The sequence below is a fragment of the Oceanobacillus jeddahensis genome, from assembly GCF_000750635.1.
GTDB classification, from domain to species: Bacteria; Bacillota; Bacilli; order Bacillales; family Amphibacillaceae; genus Oceanobacillus; species Oceanobacillus jeddahense.
Map to the genome: position 1 here is coordinate 366090 of NZ_CCDM010000002.1, position 26051 is coordinate 392140.

21 protein-coding genes are annotated in these 26051 nt (G+C 38.8%); 17 read left to right on the forward strand and 4 right to left on the reverse strand.

What is annotated here, in order from left to right:
- The first annotated feature begins 319 nt into the window (after positions 1-319).
- The 3 genes from copZ to BN986_RS26970 all read left to right on the forward strand — a co-directional run bounded on the left by copZ (position 320) and on the right by BN986_RS26970 (position 3229).
- Positions 320-526, forward strand: a complete 207-nt coding sequence (copZ, locus tag BN986_RS09555) for a copper chaperone CopZ (RefSeq protein WP_040979572.1) — start codon at positions 320-322, stop codon at positions 524-526.
- 108 nt (positions 527-634) lie between these two features.
- On the forward strand, positions 635-3061 hold the full coding sequence (locus BN986_RS09560; protein WP_040979573.1) for a heavy metal translocating P-type ATPase: 2427 nt from the start codon (positions 635-637) through the stop codon (positions 3059-3061).
- Positions 3062-3064: 3 nt separating this feature from the next.
- Positions 3065-3229, forward strand: coding sequence for a hypothetical protein (locus BN986_RS26970; protein ID WP_157037071.1), 165 nt, complete (start codon positions 3065-3067; stop codon positions 3227-3229).
- 56 nt (positions 3230-3285) lie between these two features.
- Here BN986_RS26970 and BN986_RS09565 read toward each other — a convergent pair whose 3' ends face one another.
- Complete coding sequence (locus BN986_RS09565; RefSeq protein WP_040979574.1) at positions 3286-4152, reverse strand: SDR family oxidoreductase; 867 nt, start codon at positions 4150-4152, stop codon at positions 3286-3288.
- Between the two features lie 272 nt (positions 4153-4424).
- Here BN986_RS09565 and BN986_RS09570 point away from each other — a divergent pair, with 272 nt between their 5' ends.
- Positions 4425-4634, forward strand: a complete 210-nt coding sequence (locus BN986_RS09570; protein WP_040979575.1) for a hypothetical protein — start codon at positions 4425-4427, stop codon at positions 4632-4634.
- A 254-nt stretch (positions 4635-4888) separates the two neighbouring features.
- On the opposite strand, the gene BN986_RS09575 is transcribed toward BN986_RS09570, so the two are convergent.
- Entirely contained in the window at positions 4889-5392 is a 504-nt protein-coding gene (locus BN986_RS09575; protein WP_040979576.1) for a PIN domain-containing protein, read from the reverse strand.
- Positions 5393-5683: a UPF0175 family protein gene (locus BN986_RS09580; RefSeq protein WP_040979577.1), complete on the reverse strand. Its 291-nt coding sequence runs from the start codon at positions 5681-5683 to the stop codon at positions 5393-5395.
- Between the two features lie 228 nt (positions 5684-5911).
- On the opposite strand from BN986_RS09580, the gene BN986_RS09585 reads away from it, so the two are divergent.
- From BN986_RS09585 to BN986_RS09620, 8 genes are all read left to right on the forward strand, one after another.
- Positions 5912-6955, forward strand: a complete 1044-nt coding sequence (locus BN986_RS09585; RefSeq protein ID WP_040979578.1) for an ArsR/SmtB family transcription factor — start codon at positions 5912-5914, stop codon at positions 6953-6955.
- Positions 6952-8184: an MFS transporter gene (locus BN986_RS09590; protein WP_040979579.1), complete on the forward strand. Its 1233-nt coding sequence runs from the start codon at positions 6952-6954 to the stop codon at positions 8182-8184. The genes BN986_RS09585 and BN986_RS09590 overlap by 4 nt, the downstream gene beginning before the upstream one ends.
- 300 nt (positions 8185-8484) lie before the next feature.
- Positions 8485-9210, forward strand: coding sequence for a GntR family transcriptional regulator (locus BN986_RS09595; protein WP_040979580.1), 726 nt, complete (start codon positions 8485-8487; stop codon positions 9208-9210).
- Between the two features lie 418 nt (positions 9211-9628).
- The gene (locus BN986_RS09600; RefSeq protein WP_040979581.1) at positions 9629-10984 is read left to right on the forward strand and encodes an aminotransferase; all 1356 of its coding nucleotides are present in this window, start codon (positions 9629-9631) and stop codon (positions 10982-10984) included.
- A 42-nt stretch (positions 10985-11026) separates the two neighbouring features.
- Complete coding sequence (locus BN986_RS09605) at positions 11027-11956, forward strand: selenium metabolism-associated LysR family transcriptional regulator (protein ID WP_052400736.1); 930 nt, start codon at positions 11027-11029, stop codon at positions 11954-11956.
- 32 nt (positions 11957-11988) lie between these two features.
- Positions 11989-13764: a sulfoacetaldehyde acetyltransferase gene (gene xsc, locus BN986_RS09610; RefSeq protein WP_040979582.1), complete on the forward strand. Its 1776-nt coding sequence runs from the start codon at positions 11989-11991 to the stop codon at positions 13762-13764.
- Between the two features lie 345 nt (positions 13765-14109).
- The gene (locus BN986_RS09615) at positions 14110-15591 is read left to right on the forward strand and encodes an APC family permease (RefSeq protein WP_040979583.1); all 1482 of its coding nucleotides are present in this window, start codon (positions 14110-14112) and stop codon (positions 15589-15591) included.
- Positions 15592-15922: 331 nt separating this feature from the next.
- Positions 15923-17089 carry a YeiH family protein gene (locus BN986_RS09620; RefSeq protein ID WP_052400737.1) on the forward strand — a complete coding sequence of 389 codons (1167 nt, stop codon included), beginning with the start codon at positions 15923-15925 and terminating at the stop codon, positions 17087-17089.
- A gap of 342 nt (positions 17090-17431) precedes the next feature.
- On the opposite strand, the gene BN986_RS09625 is transcribed toward BN986_RS09620, so the two are convergent.
- Positions 17432-18586, reverse strand: a complete 1155-nt coding sequence (locus BN986_RS09625) for an acyl-CoA dehydrogenase family protein (protein WP_040979584.1) — start codon at positions 18584-18586, stop codon at positions 17432-17434.
- Between the two features lie 176 nt (positions 18587-18762).
- On the opposite strand from BN986_RS09625, the gene BN986_RS09630 reads away from it, so the two are divergent.
- The 5 genes from BN986_RS09630 to BN986_RS09650 all read left to right on the forward strand — a co-directional run bounded on the left by BN986_RS09630 (position 18763) and on the right by BN986_RS09650 (position 25937).
- Positions 18763-19359, forward strand: a complete 597-nt coding sequence (locus BN986_RS09630; protein WP_040979585.1) for a DNA-3-methyladenine glycosylase — start codon at positions 18763-18765, stop codon at positions 19357-19359.
- Positions 19360-19624: 265 nt separating this feature from the next.
- Positions 19625-20893 (forward strand): beta-ketoacyl-[acyl-carrier-protein] synthase family protein, encoded by a 1269-nt coding sequence (locus BN986_RS09635; protein WP_148417099.1) that lies wholly within the window; start codon positions 19625-19627, stop codon positions 20891-20893.
- Between the two features lie 37 nt (positions 20894-20930).
- Entirely contained in the window at positions 20931-22655 is a 1725-nt protein-coding gene (locus BN986_RS09640) for a class I adenylate-forming enzyme family protein (RefSeq protein ID WP_040979587.1), read from the forward strand.
- Positions 22656-23016: 361 nt separating this feature from the next.
- Entirely contained in the window at positions 23017-24576 is a 1560-nt protein-coding gene (gene gntK, locus BN986_RS09645) for a gluconokinase (RefSeq protein WP_040980786.1), read from the forward strand.
- A gap of 2 nt (positions 24577-24578) precedes the next feature.
- Entirely contained in the window at positions 24579-25937 is a 1359-nt protein-coding gene (locus tag BN986_RS09650) for a gluconate:H+ symporter (RefSeq protein WP_040979588.1), read from the forward strand.
- Positions 25938-26051 lie beyond the last annotated feature (114 nt).

Below are 26051 nucleotides of genomic sequence, written 5' to 3' on the forward strand. Positions count from 1 at the left end.
CCAAGATAATCTTAGAAAACCAGCTAATTTGCCGAAATCTCTTGAATTATCGTTATATGAAGGTAAACATTTGAAAATGAAATAAAACTTTACTGGTTGATATATTAAAACAAGTTAGAAGAAGATATATGGAGGGGTATATATAGCAGATTGGTTGGTGTAAAAGTAGAGAGGAGATGAAGGAAGCGAATAAAAAAGAAAATATTTTGAGAGAATAAAGTTGTTCGTTGTGCTGATGGTTCTATATAAGTAAAGTTCTTGACAATACCTATAAGGGGTATGTTATGATTGGTATAGAAAGTAAGGGGAGGTTAAAATAATGGCAAATGAAACAATTCAAGTTCAAGGTATGTCTTGTCAGCATTGTGTAAGCTCTGTTGAAGGAGCTGTTGGCGGTCTTGATGGTGTTGATACAGTAAATGTTCATCTTCAGGAAGGAAAAGTGGATGTTTCCTTTGATGAAGGGAAGGTAAAGTTGAACGATATTACAGAAGCCATTGAAGATCAAGGTTATGATGTTGTTTAATTATATAAAGCTATTTTTCAGATAGGTTCATATAGGTCGTGCAGAATATGCTGCACGATCTCCTTTTTAAATAAAACATACCCTGCATAGGTATGGGAGGTGGTTTGGGTGGAAGCTAAAAAAGAAGTCACATTGCCTATCGAAGGGATGACATGTGCAGCTTGTGCAACCCGAATTGAAAAGGGTTTGAAGCGGGTAGACGGTGTAGAAGATGCAAATGTCAATTTTGCGATTGAAAAATCAACGATCCACTATAATCCGGAGCAAACATCCGTAGAGGATTTTGAGAAGAAAATTGAGCAGCTGGGCTACCATGTCCAGCATGAAAAACAGACCTTTGACGTAGAAGGAATGACGTGTGCAGCTTGTGCCAACCGGATTGAAAAACGTTTAAACAAAATGGATGGTGTAACAGAAGCCAATGTTAATTTTGCATTGGAAAATGTTGCAGTTGAATATAATGAAGAACAAGTAACCAGCCAGGATATGATGGAAGTTGTGAAAAAGCTTGGCTATGCACTTAAACCTCAGGTGTCCAAGGAAGAAACATCAAACCGGAAAGAAGAGGAGATCCGTCATCAGACCGGAAAGTTTATCTTCTCCGCTATTTTGACGTTCCCGTTATTATGGACGATGGTGACGCATTTTTCCTTTACATCGTTTATTTATTCACCGGATATGCTGATGAACCCATGGGTGCAATTAGCTCTGGCAACACCTGTCCAGTTTATTGTGGGGAAGCAGTTTTATGTAGGCGCGTATAAAGCGTTAAGAAATAAAAGTGCGAATATGGATGTGCTCGTTGCCTTAGGAACATCTGTAGCATATTTGTATAGTATTTTCCTGGGGATAGAATGGCAAATACAAGGGGCATCCGGAATGCCTGAACTTTATTTCGAAGCTGCTGCAGTGATTATTACGCTGGTATTGCTCGGGAAATTATTCGAGGTGCGTGCCAAAGGCCGTACAGGGCAGGCGATTAAAAAGCTGCTAGATATGCAGGCAAAAACTGCCCGTGTTATTCGTAATGGTGAAGAGATGGAAATCGCTATTGAAGAAGTAGCTGTCGGCGACAATATTATTGTCCGGCCGGGAGAAAAAATACCGGTGGACGGAGCGATTGTAAAAGGAAAATCAGCTGTAGATGAGTCAATGATTACCGGAGAAAGTATTCCGATTGATAAAAACATCGGGGATACAGCGATTGGCTCAACGATTAACAAAAACGGAATGCTGACAATTGAAGCGACGAAGATTGGAAAAGATACAGCACTTGCGCAAATTGTAAAGGTAGTAGAAGAAGCGCAGGGAAGCAAAGCGGATATTCAGCGTGTAGCAGACCGTGTATCTGGTATCTTTGTTCCTGTAGTTGTTGGTATTGCAGTGGTGACATTCCTTGCGTGGTATATTTTTGTAGCGCCCGGAGACCTCCGTTCAGCATTAGTACCTGCAATTACGGTGCTGGTTATTGCTTGTCCTTGTGCACTCGGTTTAGCGACGCCAACTTCTGTCATGGCTGGTTCCGGCAGAGCTGCGGAATTAGGTGTACTGTTTAAAGGCGGAGAGTATTTAGAGAATACACGATCCATTGAAACGATAGTATTAGATAAAACAGGAACGGTAACAAAAGGCGAACCTGCACTGACAGATGTTATTCCTCAAGGAGGCGTTACAAAAGAAAACTTGTTGAAAATGGCTGCTTCTGCTGAAAAGCATTCTGAGCATCCGCTTGCAGAAGCCATTGTCAGAGGTGCAGAAGAACAGCATATTGATTTAAGAGAAACAACAGATTTTGAATCAGTACCTGGTGCCGGTATCCAAGTGGCATGGGAGAGAGAACCTCTCTATATTGGAACAAGAAAACTGATGAAGCAGCAAAACATTGATATCAGCAATATTGAAGAAACCATGACAGAGCTGGAAGCTGCCGGTAAGACAGCAATGCTTGTCGGTTTCCAAGGCGAGCTTTCAGGAATCATTGCAGTTGCTGATACGGTGAAAGAAACATCGAAAGAGGCTATTGAACGTTTACATGCACAAGAGCTGGAAGTTATTCTGTTGACAGGAGATAACGAACGCACCGCTCAGGCGATCGCAAAAGAGGTCGGTGTCGATCGAGTTATTGCAGAAGTTTTACCGGATCAAAAAGCAGATGAAATTAAACGGCTTCAGCAGGAAGGCAAAAAAGTAGCGATGGTAGGCGACGGCATTAATGATGCTCCCGCCTTAGCAATTGCCGATATTGGAATGGCGATTGGTACAGGAACCGATGTCGCCATAGAAGCAGCAGATGTGACGCTGATGCGCGGTGATTTACACAGTGTAGCTGACAGTATTGAGCTAAGCGCCAAAACCATGCGGAATATCAAGCAAAATCTATTTTTCGCCTTTGTTTATAATTCTGCGTCCATTCCCGTTGCTGCGGTTGGACTATTAGCTCCTTGGGTTGCCGGAGCAGCGATGGCATGCAGTTCGGTATCTGTTGTGCTTAATGCGCTCAGACTTCAACGCTTGAAGCTGAAAAGGGAGGCGTAATCGATGTCGATTAAAAAATGGGTAAGTATCGGGATTGTTTATGTATGTGCTGTTGTTATTGCATATGGTGTGATTACAGGAAATAATCCATTTGAAAGTAATGATTTAGAGACGCATGATCATGCAGCGGTGCAGGTGTTAGAAGTGGATTCGATGGAGGTCAAATAGAAATTGTAAAAAAGCTTGTATTCTGATGAAAGAATACAAGCTTTTTTACATAGAGCTTAAGACGATGTCCAGTTTCCTCCATTAATATGAATAGCTTGTCCGGTCATATAAGAAGATTCCTTGGAAGCTAGCATAACATATGGCCAAGCATGCTCTGACGGCTGACCAGGGCGTCCCATTAAAGAATCCTGTCCAAATTTTTCCACTTTATTTTCATCAAATGAGGCGGGGATTAGCGGCGTCCAGACTGGACCTGGAGCAACAGTGTTCGCCCGAATTCCTTTTTTAGCAAGACTTTGCGCAATACTTCTTGTGAAAGCAGTAATCGCTCCTTTTGTTGCAGAATAATCCATTAAAGTGGCATTTCCTTTATAAGCATTGATGGAAGAAGTGCTAATGATTGAATCTCCTTGTCCCATGTGTGGAACAGCTGCTTTCGTCAGATAAAATTGTGAAAAGAAATTCACGCGGAACACGTCTTCAAACTGTTCAGAAGGGATATCTTCTACATTTTCCTGTTCAAATTGAATCGCTGCATTATTAACCAAAATATTAATGCCGCCAAATGCTTCCACTGTTTTTTCTACTAAATCAATACAATGGGGTTCTTCTTTGATGTCTCCAGGGAGAAGGAGGCATTGAACGCCTTCTGCTTCTACTAAATTCTTAGTTTCTTCCGCATCACCATGTTCATCTAAATAAGAAATTGCTACATTTGCTCCTTCTTTTGCATATAAAATAGCAACTGCCCGACCGATTCCGCTGTCACCGCCGGTAATTAGGGCATTCTTTCCTTTCAATTTATCCGTGCCTGTATAATCCGTTGGCTGATGCGGGAGCGGGTTCATTTCTGACTCGATTCCCGGCTGTCTATTTTGAGTTTGTCTGGGTGTGCTTCCTTTTTGCATTTCTGTTGGATCCATCATACGTTCCTCCCTTTTATTAGTTTCCAAGTATGTATCAACATTTTTCCACTTACGGACGTTTTATAAACATTTAAATTTGAAAGACATATCAAAGAGGTGAATATAAGATATAAATTTTAAAAATAACTAGTGTATAAAACAAGCTTTTTCAGCTGTGTTTTTATGAATGTAATTCAGGGAAACGAATAGGAAGAAAACAACCTAAAGGATAACCAGAATATAAGTATTGTTTGGACATCCCAACAAGGTCTAGGAGTGGAGAAAAAGCTATGAAGCCAAACAAGCGGGTGGAGCGCAACCTGTTCAATACCCTGCTTGGTTTTTCTGTTGCTCTTTTGGTATTTGTTCTTGTTTTCAATTTATTAGCTTATTCCTTTAACTGGATATGGGTTGGATTGCATGTGTTAGTTGTCCTGGTTGTTTATTTTGCTCGTTTTATCCATCTTAGAAGATTGGAGAAGGCTGATTGTAAAGGGTAGATATATGTGTATGAGAAGCATGCTTGTTTTTTCTGACATGGTATTTATTCCGGTTATATCAGTCTTTTTTAGTTTAAAAGAATAACTTGGTGATTAGAAATCTTTAGTAAAGAGATGTTCGATGAAATAAAGGATAACCATTCATATAAGTTATAATGAATCAGTTTATTTCTCTTTCAACAATGATATCCAGTAAAAATAGAAAAAATCTTTTATCTAATGATTTTTTAAACGTGTGTTAATCACTAGAAGCGTTAACTCCATTTATTCTCTTGCTTTAGTACTTGTTCATATAATTGCTTTCCAATTCTGAAACCATTTTTGACTAAGGTATCGATATAGGGTTTAACTTTATCTATTTTTCCTTGTGACTTTGCTAAACGGAGAAGCCCCAGAGTCCCTAAAGGGGTTAAAAATAAACTTTTTGCCATACTCCTGGCACCCCTCTCGTCAATCAATACAAAATCAATATCTAATTCTTTACCGCCAATGATTGTTTCTAATTCACCGTAATGGAGCTTGGCATACATTTGCTGAACCCAATCATCCGCTTTTACAGAATACAAGATTACTTTTTCAGAATGTACAGCTTCCAGGGTTTCTTTTTTACCAAAATCATCCTCATTAAAACTTGAAGTTAATTCATTAAAAACTGCTTTTAGAACATAAACATCGTCAAATAAATTACAAAGAAGAGAGAATTTATTAATCATGGATAAAGCAATAATAGGACTCGTATTTGTTATGATTGATGTCATTTACGTTGTACCGCCTTTATATTTTTGGATAGCCAGTTCATCCTCTTTCGTGTGTTCAAGAGTATATTCCATCCACGGGATATTTTTACTACGTAAGACGTCTATAAAATTTGTGAGTGGTATTCCTGCTAGTTCCGCTGCTCGTTCTAAAGTAACAGCACCTTCTGCAAACATTCCAATTGTCAGGGATAAACGTACCTTTTCATCAATATTTTTTCCAGTAGTACTTTTATCAAGAATTTGGATAATTTCTCGAGGTAATCGAACATTTTTATCATTATTTTCTAACATATTCCTTCACCCTTTCTTTTTAATATATGTATTCATAATATCATTTACCTTATTTGTGGACTATTTCCATTCTTTTTTATTAAATAATCTTTTACATAGCAAGAACAAGGCAGTGCAATAGATAATTAAAAGAAATCTAATTTCGTGTTCTATAAATATGAAATATTATATTCTATAATCATAGAATATGTGTTAAACTAAAATAAATAACATACAAGGAGTGGTAAAGTGGATGTTCTTCAATCAACAAGCAGAGAAAGAGAAACGTATCATGTCAAGCTTCGTTATTCTATTTTATGGGAATGCGCGTTAGGAATTGCGGCAATAACAAATACAAAACTGCTGGATACATTAGATAAGCCTAAAGAATATTGGACACAAACGAAAGAATCTATTTCCGTAGCGTTATCAGAGGAATTGGAATATGTTGAGAAAAATAATACATGGAAAGCATTACTCCAAATACTCCATCAGCAGGAATTTTCAAGTCTTGAAGATTTTCAGCAATATGTAGAGCGTTTAGCAGATAAAGAATTAAAATTTATTTGTCTTCCTTTTGTCGGGAATTCGTATCAGACATATCGGGAGCAAGCTGCACAAGGTGAAATGAATGCTGTTAAAGAGCTAATGCATATTACTAAAAATAATCCCTTCTTTCCGACATATATCGAATTTATTAGTATCTGTGAAGCGGCAACTTTAAAAAAGCATTTGATCAAGGTAATGGAAAGCTGGTATCAGGAAATAGTGAGAGGCAAACAACAAGAAACAGAAACAATTCTGGAAAAGGATTATCAGTCAAAAAAGGAGATGCACCAGAAGGTATCTTCGGAGGAATTAGTGCAGTGGGCGACCGGCGGAGTTACGTATACACCGGAACCTAGTGTGCATACTGTTTTATTAATTCCCCAATATATTTATCGTCCTTGGAATATTGAGGCGGATATCGAAGGAACCAAAGTATTTTATTACCCGGTTGCGAATGAAAGTGTGTCTCCAAGCGATCGATATATGCCAGATTATTTTCTTGTTCAGAAATATAAAGCATTGGGTGATGAAGTGCGCCTGAAAATGGTGAAGTTATTATCCGAACATCCAAGAACGCTGCAGGAAATGACGGAAAAACTGGATATCGGGAAGTCGACCATTCATCATCATTTAAAAATACTGAGAGCAGCAAAAATCGTAGAAATAGTCGATTCAAAATATTGCTTGAAAAAGAATGTGTTCACTCTTTTAGTAAAAGAATTTAACTGGTATCTGGAGAAATGAAAGATGTGAAGCGGTTGGAGACGTCAGTTTTTAAAAATAGATCCTTCCTGTCTATATGGATGGGGAATGGAATCTCAGAGCTGGGCGGTGCTTTTGGAACCTTTTGTAATTCCATATTAATTTTTCAATTAACAGGTTCTAAACTAGCGTTGGGAAGTATGTGGCTGTTATATTTAATTCCTTCTTTAGTACTTCAATTATTTATTGGACCATTTATTGACCGTTGGAGCCGAAAGTGGATATTAATTTTCTCTCAGATGGCAAGAGGCTTTGTGTTTCTTGTACCACTGGTTGCTTTATTGACCGACACACTTGTGCCCTGGCATATCTATTTGGTTCAGATGATCGTCGGTTTAATTACACCGCTGTATGTTCCGGCAAATCAAGCGATAACTCCTTCTATCGTAGCAAAAGAGCAATTAGAAACGGCAAATGCATATTTGGAAGGAACAGCGCGGTTCATGACGTTTACGGCTCCATTTTTAGGGGGAGTTGTAATTGAATATATAGGTGTCATGCCTACGATGATTCTAGTAAGTACATTGCTATTATTAAGCAGCTTTACATTATTTTTTATTCAAGAAACCAGAATTCCACAAAAGAAGAGAGCTTCATGGTTAAAGGAGTTTACAGAAGGACTGACTTATTTTTTTAGAAAGCGGGTCATTGTTTGGCTGGGTATATTTTTGGGTTTTGTCCAGTTTGGTGTTGGCGTGACAATGGTTACAACACTACCATATATTACAGAGGAATTGTCAGGAAGCTATGCAGAATACGGTTATTTTATGGCTGGTTTTCCTGTTGGATTTATTTTAGGATCCATCCTGGTTGGGAAAATAAAATATCGAAGCCGCAGAAGGTTAATGCTTGGAGCATTATTTATAGGCGGGCTTACCTTTATTTTCTTATTTATCAATACAAGTGTTTTATTAGGAATTCTAACAGAAATAATCGGTGGAATTGCTATGGCTGTTTTTGGGATACATAATACGACAATTTGTCAAAAAATCATACCGCATCATTTAATGGGGAAAATATTCTCCGTCCGGTTATTGATTATTCGGTGTATGATGCCACTAGGTGTATTGGCTGGAGGTTTTTTAAGTGAAGTATGGGGAGTCCGCCCATTGTATTTGTTAATAGGAGTGATGATAAGTACAACTTCTTTCTTAGGAATACTGCTGCCGTATTTTAAATTTATCGATGAGGATGTAGAAAAAGGTAGCTAAAGGAGTTTGGTTTAAGTTAGTTAATACATACCGAGATGAAAGTCTTTTTTACACGATTGGAAAGTATAAGAAATACTACGGATTCACTAAAGGGCGGGCGTATGCGAATTTTTCTAATAGTTGTAAGAAGTATTAACTAGAAATTTTAATAACTACATTATTTTAATATTTTGAAATTGTTTTACTCTGAATATTATATTATTATTAAATTTGTAAAGTGGTACGTATCTCTATGTTATTCATTTAGTGAAAGCAAGGAGGCAGAAAACTGATTTCCACATTTAAATAAAGAGGTGATATGTGTTGCAGTTAGAATTTAAAAGTTCAACACCGTTACATGTTCAATTAAAAATGTTAATCGAAAAAAAAATAGCAGAAGGAGAACTTACAGGACAAATTCCAAGTGAACGAAATTTTATGGACATTTATCATGTTAGTCGAAGTACTATACGAGAGGCAATCAATTTACTTGTCCGGGAAGGGGTGTTGGAGAAACGTCACGGTGCTGGTACATTTGTTTCTCTCAAGCCAATTCATCAATGGCTTGGGAACCTTACCAGCACTACGGAAGTGATTAGACAGATGGGGATGAGGCCTGGAGCTAAATTAATTACCCACTATAAATTAACACCGCCTTCCTATATACAGGAGAAAACTGGTTTTAGTGAAGCTTATTTTGTGAAGCGCGTTCGCTATGCAGACGGAGTTCCAATTGGTGTAGAGTGTCACTACTATCCCATTCATATTGGGAAGGAACTTTCAAAATACAACTTAAATGATGTGACATTATATGATATTCAACAAAATGAACTTGGCATTTTATTTGCGGAAGCTGATCAAACGATTGGAAGTGGAATTATAACGAATGCTGACGCGGATCTCCTGAAAGTTCCTAAGCAACTGCATGTTCTAATTGCGGAAAGACTTATTAAAGATCACGGTGGTAATACAGTAGAATTTGAGAAAGCTTATTATCGAAGCGATATGTATAACTTTCATATCAATTTATCTCGGAAATTTGGATAATAAGAGACCAAAGTATAATTATTAAGCTTATTTACATGAGATAGGAATAGCTGTATTCATATAAAATTATTATAGCATTTATTATAAATTTAAATAACTGAATTAATTTAAAATATTGAATTTGCTAAATTCTTATCATATACTATAAACAGTCCAATCAAAATTGGTACGGACCTCCGCCGCTAATGCTGAGAATCATGGAAAGTTGGGGTCATTTTGTGATTGAAGTATTCCTTATTATTGGTAGAATGCATTATCAGCTCAAACTGATGTTGATAATGTTGTTTATTAATGAAAGCGCTTTTATTGTAAGGGAGGAGGGTTGACGTAGACAGAATAATATTAGCTTTGATCTCTTTAGAAGTAATCAATTCATTTGCTTATGTTACCAAAAACGAAAAGGAAATGAGGGGAAGAAATGAAATCAGAAATTGAAATGAAAAGTTCAGTGACTGAAAAAGAATCACGGCTATGGAATGCGATGCATCGGTTTAACCCGGATGAAAAGGGAATGGTGGCTGTTTCCGGGGAGGGATCTTGGTTTAAGGATGAAAACGGTAAAGAATATCTTGATGGTGTTTCCGGACTGTGGTGTTTAAATCTCGGATATGGAAGGCAGGAAATTGTCGATGCAGCAGCTGAACAGATGAAAAAGCTTTCGTATTTCCCGTTAACCATGAATCATCAGCCAGCAATTCGTTTAGCAGAAAAAATTAGTGATTTGTTAGAAGCAGAATATCAGACGTTTTTTTCAAATAGTGGTTCTGAGGCTAACGAAACAGCATTTAAAATTGCCCGGCAGTACCATATTCAAACAGGTAACCCGGGAAAATACAAATTTATTTCACGTTATCGCGCTTATCATGGATCAACTATGGGAGCAATGAGTGCAACTGCTCAGGCAATACGTAGAGTGAAGTATGATCCTTCTGCACCGGGTTTTCTACATGTTGCGCCTCCATATAGCTATCGTTCATTGTATTCAGGAAATCAGGAAGAAAAAGATCTAAGGGCGGCAGATGAATTGGAAGAAATGATTAAGTGGGAAGGAGAAGAAACCATTGCTGCTTTTATTATGGAGCCTTTTATTTCTGGCGGAGGAGTCATTATTCCATCTATGAAATATATTCAGCGGGTTGCTGAGATCTGCAGAGAGAAAAATGTGCTGCTTATTATGGACGAAGTAGTATCTGGCTTTGGACGGACGGGTAAAATGTTTGGGTTCATGCATACTTCCAATGTACAACCAGATATTGTCACTATGGCAAAAGGATTGACAAGTGGGTACTTGCCACTTGGTGCGACAGCCGTAAAGGCAGAAATCTATGAAGCATTCAAAAAAGAAGGGAAAGACAATCACTTACGTCACGTATCAACATATGGCGGGCACCCAGCAGCATGTGCAGTAGGGTTAAAAAATATTGAAATTATAGAAAAGGAAAATATAGTTGGGCGGGTGGATGCGCTTGGACAATCAAAATTGAAGATATTACATGACCTTAAAAATCACGCCAATGTTGGTGAAGTAAGACAAATCGGCTTTCTTCTTGGATTGGAGATGGTAGAGAATAAAGAAACGAAAGTCCCTTTATCAGATGCCAAAATGAACGAGATTATTTCTAGTTGTAAACAAAAAGGGCTTATTATCGGGAAAAACGGGGACACCGTGCCTGGTGGAAATAATATCCTTATCATTGCACCGCCGCTTACTAGCACAGAGGAGGATTTGGATTTTATCAACGAGACGGTCTCATCAGTCATTCACCATATGTAGAAGTGATCTATATGAGAAAAATCCGATGGGAAGGTTGTATCCATGAATTATGAGCGTTTAAAAACCTTTATTACTGTGGCGGAAAAAAAGAGCTTTTCAGAAGCGGCCAAGATACTATTTGTTACACAGCCAACAATTACATCACAAATTAAAGCGTTAGAGGTAGAACTGAGAACGAAATTATTTGAACGAACAACGAAAAAAGTTCAAATGACTCAATCAGCCAAGATTTTATTAAAATATGCCAGGGAAATTGTTAGAATGAACGATTTAGCTCGTAAAGATATTTTGCACATGGAGGGTACGATATATGGTGAATTGGGCATGGGGTGCAGCTTAACTATTGGTGAATATATTTTACAGAATTTTCTGAAGAAATTCAAGGAAGCGTATCCTTTAATTCAAATACAAGTGAATATTGCTAACTCGGAATTTATTGTAGACTCTATTAAAAATGAATTCATTGATGTTGGGCTGGTGGAGACACCGATAGAGGATAATCAAATCGAATTGGAACCATTTCTGGAAGACGAACTCGTCTTAATTGCAACACCAGATTATTTTCCAAGTAACGACCATTGGATATCCTGGGAACAAGTGGAGCAGTCTCCACTTATTTTTCGGGAAGAAGGATCAGGAACACGCTCTGTTGTGAATCATTATATGGAAAAAGCAGGGTTGTCGATGAATGATTTGAACATAGTCATGGAACTTGGAAGTACCGAGGCTATTAAGGCGGTAGTGGAATCTGGGTTAGGAGTCTCCTTCATTTCAAAAAATGCAATAAAAAAAGAACAGAAGTTGAAACTTTTAAAAGCTTATTCCATTTCGAACATGAAATTAAAGCGTCACTTTTACGTCGCCTACAAGAAGAACCATGTGTTGAAATCGGTAACAGAATTATTTCTGAATGATTTGTGTGGAAAAAAGCAGGAAATAGATACATTGCAAATAACTGAAACGAGCTGGTAAACCTAATAAAATTTTAAGGAGGATTTTATAATATGGTCAAACAAACAGAAGAAATGAAAATGTCAGTAAGGCAAAAACAGAAGATGACACCAAGTGAGGCCATTGTGGAAACGCTGGTCGCAGAAAATATTAAGGAAGTTTATGGTATTGTTGGTTCCGCGTTTATGGATATGCTCGATTTATTCCCGGCAGCTGGGATCCGATTTATTCCAGTACGCCATGAACAAAGTGCAGGGCATATGGCAGATGCGTATGAACGTGTTTCTGGTACTGCTGGTGTTATCGTTGGCCAAAACGGGCCAGGGGTTACCAATATGGTTACCTCTGTTGCTGCGGCAAATCAGGCTCATAGTCCAATGGTCGTTATTTCTCCATCAGCAGGAACAAATTCGATTGGTCTAGATGGTTTCCAGGAAGCGAATCAAGTCTCTATTTTTCAGGATATCACCAAAGAAACCGTTCGAGTAACCAACGTAAACCGAGTAGCTGATAATTTACGTACAGCATTTCGAATTGCATATGCAGAACGCGGTCCAGTGTTGTTTGATATTCCTCGAGATTTATTCTATGGAGAACTGGAAGATGTTATCCTTAAGCCAAATCAATATCGTGTTGATAAGAGGGGGATCGGTGATCAGAATTCTATTGAAAAAGCGGTTGAGTTATTAAAGAATGCGAAAAAACCAGTTATTATTTCTGGAAGAGGTACAGTTGATGCAGGAGGAGTTGATACAGTTGTTAACATTGCAGAGCATTTGACAGCGCCAGCTTCTACCGCTTATATGCATAATGATGCGTTTCCTGCAGATCATCCATTAGCAGTTGGTCCGATTGGTTATATGGGTTCAAAAGCAGCGATGTACACATTGAAGGAAGCTGATGTTGTATTGGCAGTAGGTACTCGGCTTTCTCAATTCGGTACGTTGCCGTGTTATGATATTGATTATTTCCCTAAGAATGCAAAGATTATTCAAATTGATATAAATCCACGCCAAATTGGTCGTACACATCCTGTTGAAGTGGGGATCATTGGTGATGCCAAAGCGGCAAGTGACGAAATCTATCGACAATTGCAATCAGCTCTGCCGTCATCTGAAAAAGACACAGGCCGCATGCAAGTAGTAGGCAATCGAAAAAAAGAATGGGAACAAGAATTAATAGATTTAGCCATGGAGGACGGGAATCCAATTAATCCGCGTCGTGCCCTATTAGAATTGACCAAAGCAATGCCGGAAAATTCGATTGTATCAACGGATATTGGTAACGTTTCTTCTACAGCTAATGCTTATTTGAAGTTTAACCATCCACGTCGTCATATTGCAGCATTGACATTTGGTAATACCGGTTTTGCCTATCCAGCAGCCCTCGGTGCGCAACTTGCCGATACAGATGCACCAGTATTTGCAATTATCGGAGATGGTGCATGGGGGATGAGTTTGCATGAAGTAAGTACAGCGGTAGAACAGAACATTCCAGTTGTAGCATGTGTTTTTAACAACAAATCATGGGCTGCTGAAAAGAAAAATCAAGTGGATTTTTATGATGATCGTTATGTTGGCTCTGATATTAGTGCCCCTGAATTCGCTGAAGTAGCTAAATCAATGGGGGCGCTTGGATATACAATTGAAAAAGCGGAAGATATTGCTCCAGTTATTAAAGAAGTGCTTGAAAAAAGAAAACCTGCTGTATTGAACATTTACGTTGACGGTACACAACTTGCCCCTCCTTTCCGGAAAGATGCACTTAAGATGCCAACGCGCTTCTTAGATAAATATAAACATCTTGATTTTAATGAATGGGGTAAATAACGATGTCTTCAAGAGCTCTCTATCCCATTATGGAAGAGGGCTCTTTATACCGCCCGCGGTAGGAAAGTAAAAGAAAAATTTCTAAGAATACTATATATTTTGATAAACAATAGGTTTGAAATGTAATTAAAAAGATTTAGGATTAAAAAATTAGCATTTATGTAGGTTTACAAAAGTAAATATTCCATTTCAACAGAATACTCCAGCTGTATCCAGTATTTTTAATAAGAATCAGGGGCTACGGAAAAGAGAAATTAGGTAGGTTGTTATGACAAACGTTCAAATAGTTTGTTAAGATTTTTGCTCAGAAATGTACCTAACACGAAGTATAGGAGGGTTAATTGTATGGAAGAACGCGAGCAATTGAAACGAACATTAAAGCCGCAATGGGTATGGGCTATTGCATTAGGGTCAGCTATTGGCTGGGGAGCATTTGTTCAACCTTCTGTTTGGATGAGCGGCTCAGGTCCTCTTGGTGCAATAATTGGGTTTGGAATTGGAGCTCTACTGATGATGATAATTGCTGTTAGTTATGGTTTTCTTGTCGAAAAGTTTCCTGTATCTGGTGGAGAATTTGCATATGCCTATTTAGGATTTAACCGCAATCATGCTTATATTGCCGGCTGGTTTCTCGTTTTGGGTTACATGTGTATTGTAGCGTTAAATGCTTCAGCACTAGCATTAATGATTAGATATATCTTCCCGTCTGTGGCTGAACAAGGCTATTTGTATAGTATCGCAGGCTGGGATGTTTATTTAGTCGAAGTACTGATTGCAAGTACAGCTTTAATTATTTTTGCTTATATGAACTTTCGAGGCTCAACACTTTCTGGGCGATTACAATTTATATTTGTCATCTTCATGATTTTAGGGGTCTTATTTTTAGGAATAGGTGCAGTTTTAAATCCAGCTACATCATTTGCAAATCTTCAGCCAGTTTTTAATCCGGAAACAACTACTTTTTCAAGTATCATACTTATTGTAGCCATTGCTCCATGGGCGTTTGTCGGATTTGATAATGTACCTCAGGCGGCTGAAGAATTTAATTTTCCAGCAAAAAAAGCATTTATGCTCATTATTTTTTCACTTATTTGTGCGGGTCTTATTTATATGATGATGATTATGGCAACAGCTTTGTATATGCCTTGGCAGGAACTGGTAAGTGCTCAATCACAATGGGGCACTGGTGATGCGATGTCAGGTTTATTTGGAAATATTGGAATCTTGATCCTGGCAATTGCATTGTCAATGGGGGTGTTTACAGGGTTAAATGGATTTTACGTATCCAGTAGTCGTTTATTATTTGCAATGGGACGTGCTCAAATAATTCCAAACATTTTTGGGAAATTACATTCAAAATATAAAACTCCTTTTGCAGGTATTATTTTCACTTGTGTAGTTTGTTTAATTACTCCCTGGTTTGGACGGCAAGTTTTAACTTGGGTTGTTGACATGTCTTCTGTTGGAGTAACGATTGCGTATATTTATACATGTGTTGTTGCATTCAAATCATTTAAATGGTCAGAAGAAGGATTGTTGTCAGTTAATCAGAGTCGACATATGCCTACAGTTGCTGCTCCTGTTAAGAAAGGCTTTAGTTTAGCTGGTACATTAATTGGATTTATTTTTCTTGGTTTATTACTCATTCCAAATTCACCTGCTTTCATGGGAGCGCCTTCATTAATAGCGCTAATTGTTTGGGTATCGCTTGGGGTTATCTTTTATCTGATTAAAGGTCCAGAATTTAGAAAAATACCAAAAGAACGACTTGAATATCTTATTCTTGGAAAACAGACTAAAGAGGAAACGGAGGAAGCGAGTGGGTAGTTAGTAGTTTCTAAGGTTGCTTCTAAGATAGTATCGTGTTGAATACGTGTAGTAAATTACAAAAAGCAGTTATAAAGGTATGAGTTATTTCCTTTTTAGCTGCTTTAAATTTTGAGAAAACCCTTAATTTCTCGGATAAAACAAGTGATTTATAACTGTTTGTAAAAGGAGAGTTTTAGTGAATTGACATAACAAATTTTGCTCGAACCTTATTTATAGAGCATTCTTATAAGATGTATTAAAATTTACTATTTCTCATTTTCAATAGTCTTGGTTATTCTTAAAATATAAAGATTGTTATTGAATGTGTTGCTAGTTAAGGGGGGGTAACTTGGATAAGCCAGTAGCTAAAAACAAATCATATTTTTTAATAAAAGTACTTCCCGGTGTAATTCTCTGTTGCATAGTGATGTTGATTGGGATATATGGTGCAGAGTTGTTAGGAAATTTGATGATTTGGATAGGGGTACTATCGGAAGAAAGTCAGACACCCATTTCCGGAATCTTTGTTGCGATTATACTTGGATTAATTATTAGAAATACAGTCGGTTTGTCGGATGTTTTTTTAAAAGGGATTTCTTTTTCTGTGAAATATGTTCTTCGTACTGGAATTATTCTACTGGGACTGAAATTAAGCTTGATGGAAGCATTGAAGCTAGGTGCATTTGGAATTCCACTTATAATTGCATGTATTTCTGTCGGGTTATTTATAACTTTGTATTTAACAAATAGAATGCAGCAGTCGACCCGTCTAGGAACATTAATAGCATGTGGAACAGGAATTTGTGGAGTGACTGCTATTATGGCTACTTCTCCTGTTATCAAAGCAAAGGAAGATGAAATTTCTTACGCTGTTGCCAACATTACAATATTTGGTTTGACAGGAATGATGCTTTATCCGTTTTTAGCCAACTTTTTATTTGCGAATGATCCGATAAAGATAGGTTTATTCTTAGGGACAGCCATTCATGATACTGCCCAAGTAACGGGAGCAGCATTAATTTATGATCAATTCTTCCAGACAAAGACGGTGGTAGAGATAGCCACTGTTGCAAAATTAACAAGGAATTTATTTATCATTATTATTATTCCTTTTGTTTCCTATTTATTTTTTAAAAATGAAGGAAATAAAGATATGAAGAATAACGATGGTGAAATCGTCTTACCGAAATGGTATAAATTTATTCCTTTATTTGTGCTTGCTTTTTTACTTCTTTCTGTTGTACGAACCATTGGTGATGCGACACTAGGAAGTGCAAACGCAGCTTTTGGATTGTTTGGGAGAGATACGTGGGAAAGTATTTATTCTAATCTTAGTTCATTTGGAACTACATATCTTCTTGGAATGGCTATGGCAGGAGTAGGCTTATCCACGAATTTTAAGATGTTTAGAGGGATTGGGGTCAAACCATTTTATATTGGTTTTACTGCGGCAGTGGTGGTAGGAGTGGTAAGTGTTATATTGATCTCTTTATTTGGTGGGCTTGTCAGGGTCTAATTTTTATGTTTTTGCTGTGTTTTGGAAACGATAACTATTTGACCAAATTAAATGCTAGTTTAATCCAAGGTTAATGAAAAACTTGAAAGTAATTCTCCTCTGTTAAAAAAGGAAAAAGGAGGATATAAATTCTCCCTTTTCCTTTTAATAGCACTTTCTCCTCTGTCTCATTTATTCTAACGCTTTAACATATTCTTTTATCACGGAGAAGGGCCCGTAAAGCTCTCGTCCTCAAATAAAGAGGGAGAATAAATTTATTCAGGTGGGAGATCAGGTGAGCTAACTCCCTGAATCACTCAATTAATCATTCAGTGGGAGAAAAAATCCCTAATGAATGAAGTTTCACTTTATTGCCCGTATCGATTTATCCGCTAACTGCATCACTGTCATATCATCCATTGGCGGATTATGCAATCCTGCCCGGACATCACGATAGTAACGCTCAAAATTATTTTTCAGCTTGAGACTTTGCGCGCCAACAACACGCATGGCAAGGTCTACACCTTGAACGGCTTTATTGGTAACAGACAGCTTCACTGCTCCTAATTCCGGTCCCATCGAATTTCTAATTTCTTCATCACCGTTATCCCACTTATCCGCAACTGCATGCAGAAAGTATTCGGACTCCAGTAAGAGAAGCTCTAAGTCACCCAGTTTTTGTTTTACATTCGGCAGTTCGGAAATGGTACCTTTGATACTGTTTGGTGAGTAGCTTGTTGCGAATGCGACCGCATCTTTCTGAGCAGCTTGTGCAATCCCGAGATAGCATGCAGGGATATGTAAAAGCCATCCGGCTGGTTTTCTTTTCTGATTCGATGTAATTTCAACAAGATCATCTGTATTTACATGGACTTCTTCTAAAACCAGATCGTGACTCCCGGAACCACGCATGGCGATCGAATCCCATGTTTCTTCTACGTTAACACCTTCCAGGTCATGCTTCACAAGGAAATTACCAACATCATCTGTTCCATCAATAGACGCACTGACAACAAAGTAAGTTAAGATTGGTGACAGCGTTGTAAAGGTTTTTCGTCCGGTAATGACCCAGCCATTATCTTTTTTTACAGCGGTTGTTTCCGGTTTTCCTCCGCGGGTTGGGCTGCCGGTTGCTGGTTCCGTCGCAGCATTATTTAATAATGCACCATTTTCGATAACGTCTTTAACAACTTTCGTATAAATCGTTTCATCCCAAGGTTTGCTTTCACCCAAAAGCTTCATAATTCCCATATGCCAGCCAATAGACAATGCAGTTGAACCGTCTGCTTTGGCAATAAGCTGTTGATAGGTAAGCAGCTCATTCAGGGAGACGCCTGCTCCACCGTATTCTTTTGGAACGGTAAGTGCCGGATAGCCGATTTCTTGTAGATCTTTAAAGTTTTCATAAGGAAAAGCGCCATCTGGAAGTTGGCGAATACGTTCTCCAAAGGGTTCAACCGTCTTGGATAAAAGCTGAATACGTTCTTCTTTTGTTTGTAATTGTCCTAAATGAGTCATATCAGTATTCCTCCTCGAAAAAGCAAAGTATATTAATCTGATTTGTTTATTCATATTATTTCATTATTAGAGAAATAGTTCAATGAATGCGTAACATATTTTTGTATAGGGTAATGAACTATACCTCGTAAAATAGGGTAAAATAATAGAGAGAAAGAATGTAAGGAGTGTAAGTGATGGAACAAAATCTTAATTTAACCCCTTTACCGGACGCTTTTTACCAGTACCCAACCTTACAATTAGCGGAAGAACTGCTTGGGTGTATTTTAGTAAAGCAGACAGAGGAAGGAACGAGCTCCGGATTTATCGTGGAAACAGAAGCATACTTAGGAAATGCTGACAGAGCAGCGCATGGATTCGGAAACCGAAGAACGAAGCGGACAGAAATTCTTTATGCCGAGGCAGGGATGACATATACGCATCTTATCCATAATCATTGTTTGATTAATGTTGTCAGTGCGGAAAAAGAAGTACCGGAAAGTGTATTAATTCGAGCGGTGGAACCTTATACAGGAGTTGATTTAATGCTGGCCCGCCGCCCAGTGAAAAAATTTCAGAACTTGACTAGCGGACCAGGTAAACTGTCACAAGCTTTAGATATCAATATGGGTGACTATGGACGGTCCCTCCAGGAGCCGCCCTTATTTATCGCTGCCGGAAAGAAGCCGGAGAAAATAAACACTGGTCCACGGATTGGGATAGATAATTCTGGTGAGGCAAGAGATTATCCCTATCGATTTTGGGTTGCCGGGAATAAATTTGTTTCTAAATAATAATTAAGAACCTCGTTATCATTTATTGAATAACGGGGTTTTTTGTACGATAGATTTTCTAATGAGTGAGATAACAAATACAGTTATTTCACTCATAAAACAAATTTGGAAATGGATGGTTTGAGGAAAATATATACTTACTTTATAATGATGCTAGGGTTTTAAAGCCCTAGGTAGCTTTTGGAATAATAAACAATCATGTTCATAATAAAGGTAAGACACAAGGGACAATTTTGTCTAAATAATATGAAAAGGAGCATCAATGATGAAGCAGATAGAGATTGCGGTAACGGGAATGGGAGCTGTCTCTCCATTCGGCATGGGGGTAACCACATTTTGGGACAATTTAATTGCGAATCGTTCTGCGGTAAGGGAAATAACCGATGAAAATATAAGTAAATGGACAAAAGTTGGGGCACGTGTACCTGATTTCGAAGCTTCTGATTTTCTTTCTAAAAAAGTTATCAGAAATACCGATTATTTTACACAACTGGCTTTGATTACAGCGGATGAAGCATTACAAGATGCCGGATTGTTAAAAAAGGATGGAGAATCTTTTATCGATGATGTAGACCGAAATCGGTTCGGAACAGCAATTGGAACGGCTTTTGGAGGTATTCAGTCTTTGGAGCAGGCGTCTGAAAAATTAGCGACTGGAAAGGCGAAAAGAGTTGGGCCACGTATGATTTCTAAATCGATTCCAAATGCCGCAGCAAGTACGATTTCTATTCAGTACGGATTCCGCGGTCCATCGAATACATATGTAACCGCTTGTGCTGCTTCAGCAAATGCGATCGGCGAATCTGCTTACTGGTTTTTCCGTGATGATGTGGATTATATCCTTGCCGGGGGCGTCGATAGCCTGTGGTCAAATGTATTCTTATCAGGGTTAGGGGATGCCGGCGCATTAGCAATGAAAGGACCCGAAGATTTTTCAACATGGTCCCGGCCGTTTGATGCAGCGCGGACAGGGATGGTCATGGGAGAAGGGGCAGGTTTATTTGTTCTGGAACCGCTGGAGCGTGCTAAAGCAAGAGGGGCACATATTTATGCGACTTTAAAAGGTTATGGAGCTTCGAATGATGCTTACCATGATACATCACCAGATCCAGAAGGAACAAGCGCTGCATTGGCTATTGAGCGGGCACTCCGTTCAGCACAACTGAATCCGGAAGATATTGATTATATTAATGCGCATGCGACATCGACATCAGCTGGGGATATCGCAGAGACAAAAGCTTTAAAAATGATATTTGGAGAGAAATTGGACCATAAGCCGGTCAGCTCCATTAAAGGCAGCGTCGGACACTTATTAGGAGCGGCTGGAGCCATCGAAAGCATTGCATCAATTAAAGCGATGGAGACTGGAATCTTACCGGCTACCCTTCATTCCGAAAATCGGGACGAAGAGGCTCCATTGGATATTGTTCCCAATGTCAGCCGGAAGCAGCAAATTAAAACAGCAATGAGTAATTCCTTTGGGTTTGGCGGACAAAATGGAATTGTGATTTGGCAGGCACCTCAAGGGGAGTAAAAAAGATTAACCGAAGAATGAAATGGAGAGATAAAAAATGCTGGGAGAGCAACAAAGCCATACAAATATAAAGGAGCGGCAAGCTGGGCTGGAAAAGATGTATCCAAGTTGGGAGAAGCGGACCATTGCAACCCATTTTTATAAGCAGTGCCAGCAATATAATGATTATCCCTTGATAATGATGCCGGATAAAGTTGTGACCTACGAAGAGATGTGGAAAGAAGCATATAATTATGCAAAAGCAATGCTGTATGCAGGCGTTGCACCGGGAGATCATGTCGCTGTGTTAATGGAAAATGAACCGGAATATGTCGCTTTATTTATTGCTTCATCTATGGTGGGAGCAGTTGTGGTGCCATTGAATACGCAGCTTCAAAAGGAAGAATTGACCTATATGCTTCGTCAATCCGATACGAATTGGCTGATTACACATCAATACGCCGGGAAGCAGCATCATGCGGAAGCGTTAGAGGATATTGTTTCTGAACTCCAAAATGATACAGAAAGCCCTTTTAAAAAAGCGGTTTGCATTCCTAATAAAGGAGCAGCTGTACCGGAAATTTACATGACATGGGAAGTATTTTTACACGGCGCAGACGTAGTGGAAGAAATGGAGTTGAACAATCGTTGGAAAGAAACAGATGACCCGGACACAACGGCTGCCATTATTTATACTTCCGGTTCTACAGGCTTGCCAAAGGGTGTTATGTTGACCGATGATATGCTGCTCCGTTCTGGTTTTGCAACATGTTTAACCAGAGGATATGAAGTTGGAAGACGAATTTATGCACCATTGCCGATGTACCATGTTTACTTTTTGCAGGAAGGATTGTTTGCAGCCTCCTTTGTAGGTGGAGGAATGGTAACCTGTCATGCGTTTCAACCATTGCAATCACTGGAGTTAATGGAGAAATACCAGGTGCATGATTTTCTGGCTGTCCCATCGATGCTGGTTGCTTTGTTAAATCGTCCAGAAGTGAAACATACCAATCTGGATCACCTTTATGCACTATTATGCTGTGCAGCACCTTCACCGGTTCCGCTATGGAAGCGGGCGGTAGACGAATTACAAGTAACAGAGATAGGAACAGGCTGTGGAGCAACCGAAGCAGGTTCTACAACAATGCTTACTGAAATCGGTGATCCGTTGGAGATTATCTCCACAACAGTTGGGAAAGTAAAAACAGCAGGTGCTGCAGCTCATGCGGAGTATGGAAATAAAAGTGTGGCATACAAAGTGATTGATCCGGATACGGGGGAAACATTGCCAGATGGATCTGTTGGTGAATTAGCAGTGCGGGGCAATGTGGTAACAGAAGGTTATTATAAAAAACCGGAAGAAACAGCCTTTGCGAAGGATGAAGATGGTTATATCCGCAGCGGCGATTTAGGAACGATTGATGAGCAAGGTTATATTCGTCTGTTAGGCAGAAGCAAGGACCTTTATAAAGTATCTGGAGAAACTGTTGCTCCAAAAGAAGTTGAGGATATTATTTCCATGCATCCGGCAGTGAACCAAGTGTATATTGTTGGTGTACCAGACCAACTAACAACGGAAACAGGAGCCGCTTTTGTTGAATTAAAACAAGGCGAAACCTGTACGAAACAAGAAATTAGAAAGCTGTGTCGGAAACATGTAGCGCGTTTTAAAGTACCGCGTTATATCTGGTTTGTGGAAGCGGAGGACTGGCCGCTTACAGGAACAGGTAAGATTCAGAAATTCAAACTGCAAGATATCGCGGAAGAAAAATTGAATAAGTAATATGCAACTCCTCCTGTCATGAGAGATAAGTTATCTTCTTGACAGGAGTTTTTTTCGTTAAGATAGATTCACATATATTCATTTTCAAATCCAATATGTCACAACTTTCCAATCATTTATCTGACTTTATTCTTTATATAAAAAATGAAATAAAAGCGTTTACAGGGGAATAAATCCGTGTTAGGATACTTGTATACAAGTATTCGAATAACAGTAGATATGTTTTGTAAGCCCTTTATTTCAATTATATGAAAAGTGCGGGCGAATGGATTAAATAAATGGTAGAAGGATATATCAAAGGAATGAATATATTTCAAAATAAAGAAGATGGTGAGGGACAGAAGTGGATCAAAATAAATTTATGCTCGGAGTAGATATCGGGACAACAAGTACAAAAGCAGTACTTTACCGAGAAACAGGTGAAATCATATCGCAAAGCAATCAAGGATATCAAATGCATACACCAGATGTTCGCACAGCTGAGTTGCATCCGGAAGAAATTTATCAGGCAGTACGTTACGTTATTCAACAAACGATGAAGGAATCAGCAATTGATAAAAAAGATCTTTCCTTTCTTTCCTTTAGTAGTGCAATGCATAGTTTGATTGCGATGGATGAAGATGATAAAGCAATTACACCATGTATCACTTGGGCGGATAATCGCAGTTCACATTGGGCAAATAAAATTAAAAATGATTGGAATGGTCATGAAGTTTACTTACGAACGGGAACACCAATTCATCCAATGTCTCCACTGAGTAAAATTACATGGCTAGAGCAAGAGCATCCGGAAATAGCTGGAAAGACTAAGAAATACATCGGGATTAAAGAATATGTTTTTTATCAGTTCTTTGGCGAATATGTAATGGATTATTCCCTCGGCTCGGCTACTGGAATGATGAATTTAGAAAAGCTTGCTTGGGATGAAGAAGCTTTACAAATTACAGGTATTTCAGAGGATAAGCTGCCGCGACTTGTTCCAACTACGGAAAGCTTTACCAAATGTCACCCAGAAATTGCAAAGGATTTAGGAATTGCTCCAGACACAAAATTTATTATTGGAGCAAGTGATGGTGTGCTGTCCAATATTGGAGTAAATGCGATAAAAGAAGGTGACGTTGCCATTACGATTGGTACGAGTGGGGCGATTCGTACGGTTATTCCTAAACCGCGTACAGATCAAAAAGGACGTATTTTTTGTTATGCGTTAACCGAAAATCATTGGGTTATCGGCGGTCCGGTAAATAACGGCGGCATGGTGCTGCGCTGGATTCGCGACGAATTAGCAGCAAGTGAAGTGGAAACAGCAAAACGTTTAAATATAGACGCTTATGAAGTGTTAACTGCAATCGCAAAACAGGTAGAGCCGGGATCTAACGGGTTACTATTTCATCCATTTTTAGCGGGAGAGCGTGCCCCGCTTTGGAATGCAAATGTTCGTGGCTCATTTATCGGGTTAACTTTAAATCATAAAAAAGAGCATATGGTCCGTTCTGCTTTGGAAGGCGTTATTTTTAATTTATATACCGTTTTCCTGGCGTTAGTAGAAGTAATGGATGTACCGGTGAAGTCCATCAAGGCAACAGGCGGTTTTTCCAGATCAGAGTTATGGCGACAAATGATGGCAGATATTTTTGATCAAAATGTCATTGTTCCCAAAAGTTATGAATCCTCTTGTTTAGGTGCTTGTTTACTTGGATTATATGCGGAAGGAAAAATAGATTCTTTTGATGTGGTGGAAGAATTAATTGGATTTACGCATCAGCATGAGCCGAATCCGGAACATAGTCAGGCATATCGGGAATTAATGCCGATCTTTATCAATATTTCACGTTCGCTGGAACAGGAATACGAACAGATTACGGCTTACCAGGAAAAAAGATCGCTGGAAAATAAAAAACATGAAGATAGGAATGAATAAAAATGGAAAATATCTATCCACTTATCATAGTAGCATTAGCAGTAGTTGCATTATTATTGCTTATTATGAAGTGGAACTTAAATACGTTTATTGCATTAATTGTAGTTTCTTTATTAACGGCATTGGCATTGGGAATGTCTCTTGGGGAAATTGTTGAAACCGTACAAGGAGGACTTGGAGGAACGCTCGGCGATATTGCACTTATCTTTGTTTTTGGCGCGATGCTGGGGAAATTATTAGCTGATGCCGGCGGTGCGCATCGTATTGCGTTAACATTAATTAATGTATTTGGTAAAAAACGGATTCAATGGGCTGTTGTTGTTGCTTCTTTTATCATTGGTATCGCATTGTTCTTTGAAGTAGGACTTGTTTTATTGATCCCGATTGTGTATCAGATTGCTAAAGAAGTGAAATTGCCATTACTATATCTTGGACTGCCGATGACGGCTGCGTTATCCGTGACACATGGATTCTTGCCTCCTCATCCAGGACCGACAGTAATTGCACAGCAGTATGAAGCAAATATTGGCATGGTACTGCTTATCGGTATTGTTATTGCTATTCCGACGGTGATTATCGCCGGACCGTTATTTACGAAAATAGCTCAGAAATTAGTGCCGGATGCTTTTGCTAGGATCGGCAATATTGGATCACTCGGGACAACGAAGACATTTGAAGAAGAAGAAACACCTGGATTTGGTATAAGTGCTCTAACTGCACTTTCTCCTGTCATATTGATGGCGGTTACAACTGTTGTGCAGTTAGTCCAGGAAATCGCCGGTCTTGCGGATAATTTATTTTTTGAAATTGTTCGTGTCATTGGAGACCCGACAATAGCTTTGCTTTTATCATTATTATTTGCAATTTACACAATGGGGATTGCGCGCAAGATTCCGATGAAAACGCTAATGGCTTCAGCAGAGGAATCTGTCCGTGGAATTAGTATTGTTCTTTTGGTTACTGCAGGCGGCGGTGCTTTAAAACAAGTATTGATCGACGGCGGTGTCGGTGATGCGGTAGCGAATATCTTTTCTGGTTCAAATATGTCTCCCATCCTGCTGGCTTGGCTGATTGCTGCTATATTGAGAGTTTCATTAGGTTCGGCAACAGTTGCGGCATTAACAACGGCAGGAATGGTTATTCCGTTAATTGAAGGGACCGATGTGAACTTGGCCCTCATGGTTTTAGCTACAGGCGCAGGAAGTTTGATTGCTTCCCATGTAAACGATACCGGTTTTTGGATTTTTAAGGAATACTTTAATTTATCAATGAAGGAAACATTTGCAACCTGGACGTTGCTGGAAACGATTATTTCGGTATCGGGGTTAATATTTACTCTCTTATTAAGCTTAGTCATTTAAAAAATTGGGCAAACTGACAGATAGAAATTCTATCTTAAAAATATCGCAGCACTGTCTCAAGTTTTAACTGAAATATTTGTGTGAAGGATGTCCGGGCTCTCTTGATTATATAGA

Excerpts from the sequence above, each read along its gene's own strand:
- copZ (WP_040979572.1), top strand. The coding sequence starts at position 320 with ATGGCAAATGAAACAATTCAAGTTCAAGGTATGTCTTGTCAGCATTGT.
- BN986_RS26970 (WP_157037071.1), top strand. The coding sequence starts at position 3,065 with ATGTCGATTAAAAAATGGGTAAGTATCGGGATTGTTTATGTATGTGCT.
- BN986_RS09565 (WP_040979574.1), bottom strand. The coding sequence starts at position 4,152 with ATGGATCCAACAGAAATGCAAAAAGGAAGCACACCCAGACAAACTCAA.
- BN986_RS09570 (WP_040979575.1), top strand. The coding sequence starts at position 4,425 with ATGAAGCCAAACAAGCGGGTGGAGCGCAACCTGTTCAATACCCTGCTT.
- BN986_RS09575 (WP_040979576.1), bottom strand. The coding sequence starts at position 5,392 with ATGACATCAATCATAACAAATACGAGTCCTATTATTGCTTTATCCATG.
- BN986_RS09580 (WP_040979577.1), bottom strand. The coding sequence starts at position 5,683 with ATGTTAGAAAATAATGATAAAAATGTTCGATTACCTCGAGAAATTATC.
- BN986_RS09590 (WP_040979579.1), top strand. The coding sequence starts at position 6,952 with ATGAAAGATGTGAAGCGGTTGGAGACGTCAGTTTTTAAAAATAGATCC.
- BN986_RS09600 (WP_040979581.1), top strand. The coding sequence starts at position 9,629 with ATGAAATCAGAAATTGAAATGAAAAGTTCAGTGACTGAAAAAGAATCA.
- BN986_RS09605 (WP_052400736.1), top strand. The coding sequence starts at position 11,027 with ATGAATTATGAGCGTTTAAAAACCTTTATTACTGTGGCGGAAAAAAAG.
- xsc (WP_040979582.1), top strand. The coding sequence starts at position 11,989 with ATGGTCAAACAAACAGAAGAAATGAAAATGTCAGTAAGGCAAAAACAG.
- BN986_RS09615 (WP_040979583.1), top strand. The coding sequence starts at position 14,110 with ATGGAAGAACGCGAGCAATTGAAACGAACATTAAAGCCGCAATGGGTA.
- BN986_RS09625 (WP_040979584.1), bottom strand. The coding sequence starts at position 18,586 with ATGACTCATTTAGGACAATTACAAACAAAAGAAGAACGTATTCAGCTT.
- BN986_RS09630 (WP_040979585.1), top strand. The coding sequence starts at position 18,763 with ATGGAACAAAATCTTAATTTAACCCCTTTACCGGACGCTTTTTACCAG.
- BN986_RS09635 (WP_148417099.1), top strand. The coding sequence starts at position 19,625 with ATGAAGCAGATAGAGATTGCGGTAACGGGAATGGGAGCTGTCTCTCCA.
- BN986_RS09640 (WP_040979587.1), top strand. The coding sequence starts at position 20,931 with ATGCTGGGAGAGCAACAAAGCCATACAAATATAAAGGAGCGGCAAGCT.
- gntK (WP_040980786.1), top strand. The coding sequence starts at position 23,017 with ATGCTCGGAGTAGATATCGGGACAACAAGTACAAAAGCAGTACTTTAC.
- BN986_RS09650 (WP_040979588.1), top strand. The coding sequence starts at position 24,579 with ATGGAAAATATCTATCCACTTATCATAGTAGCATTAGCAGTAGTTGCA.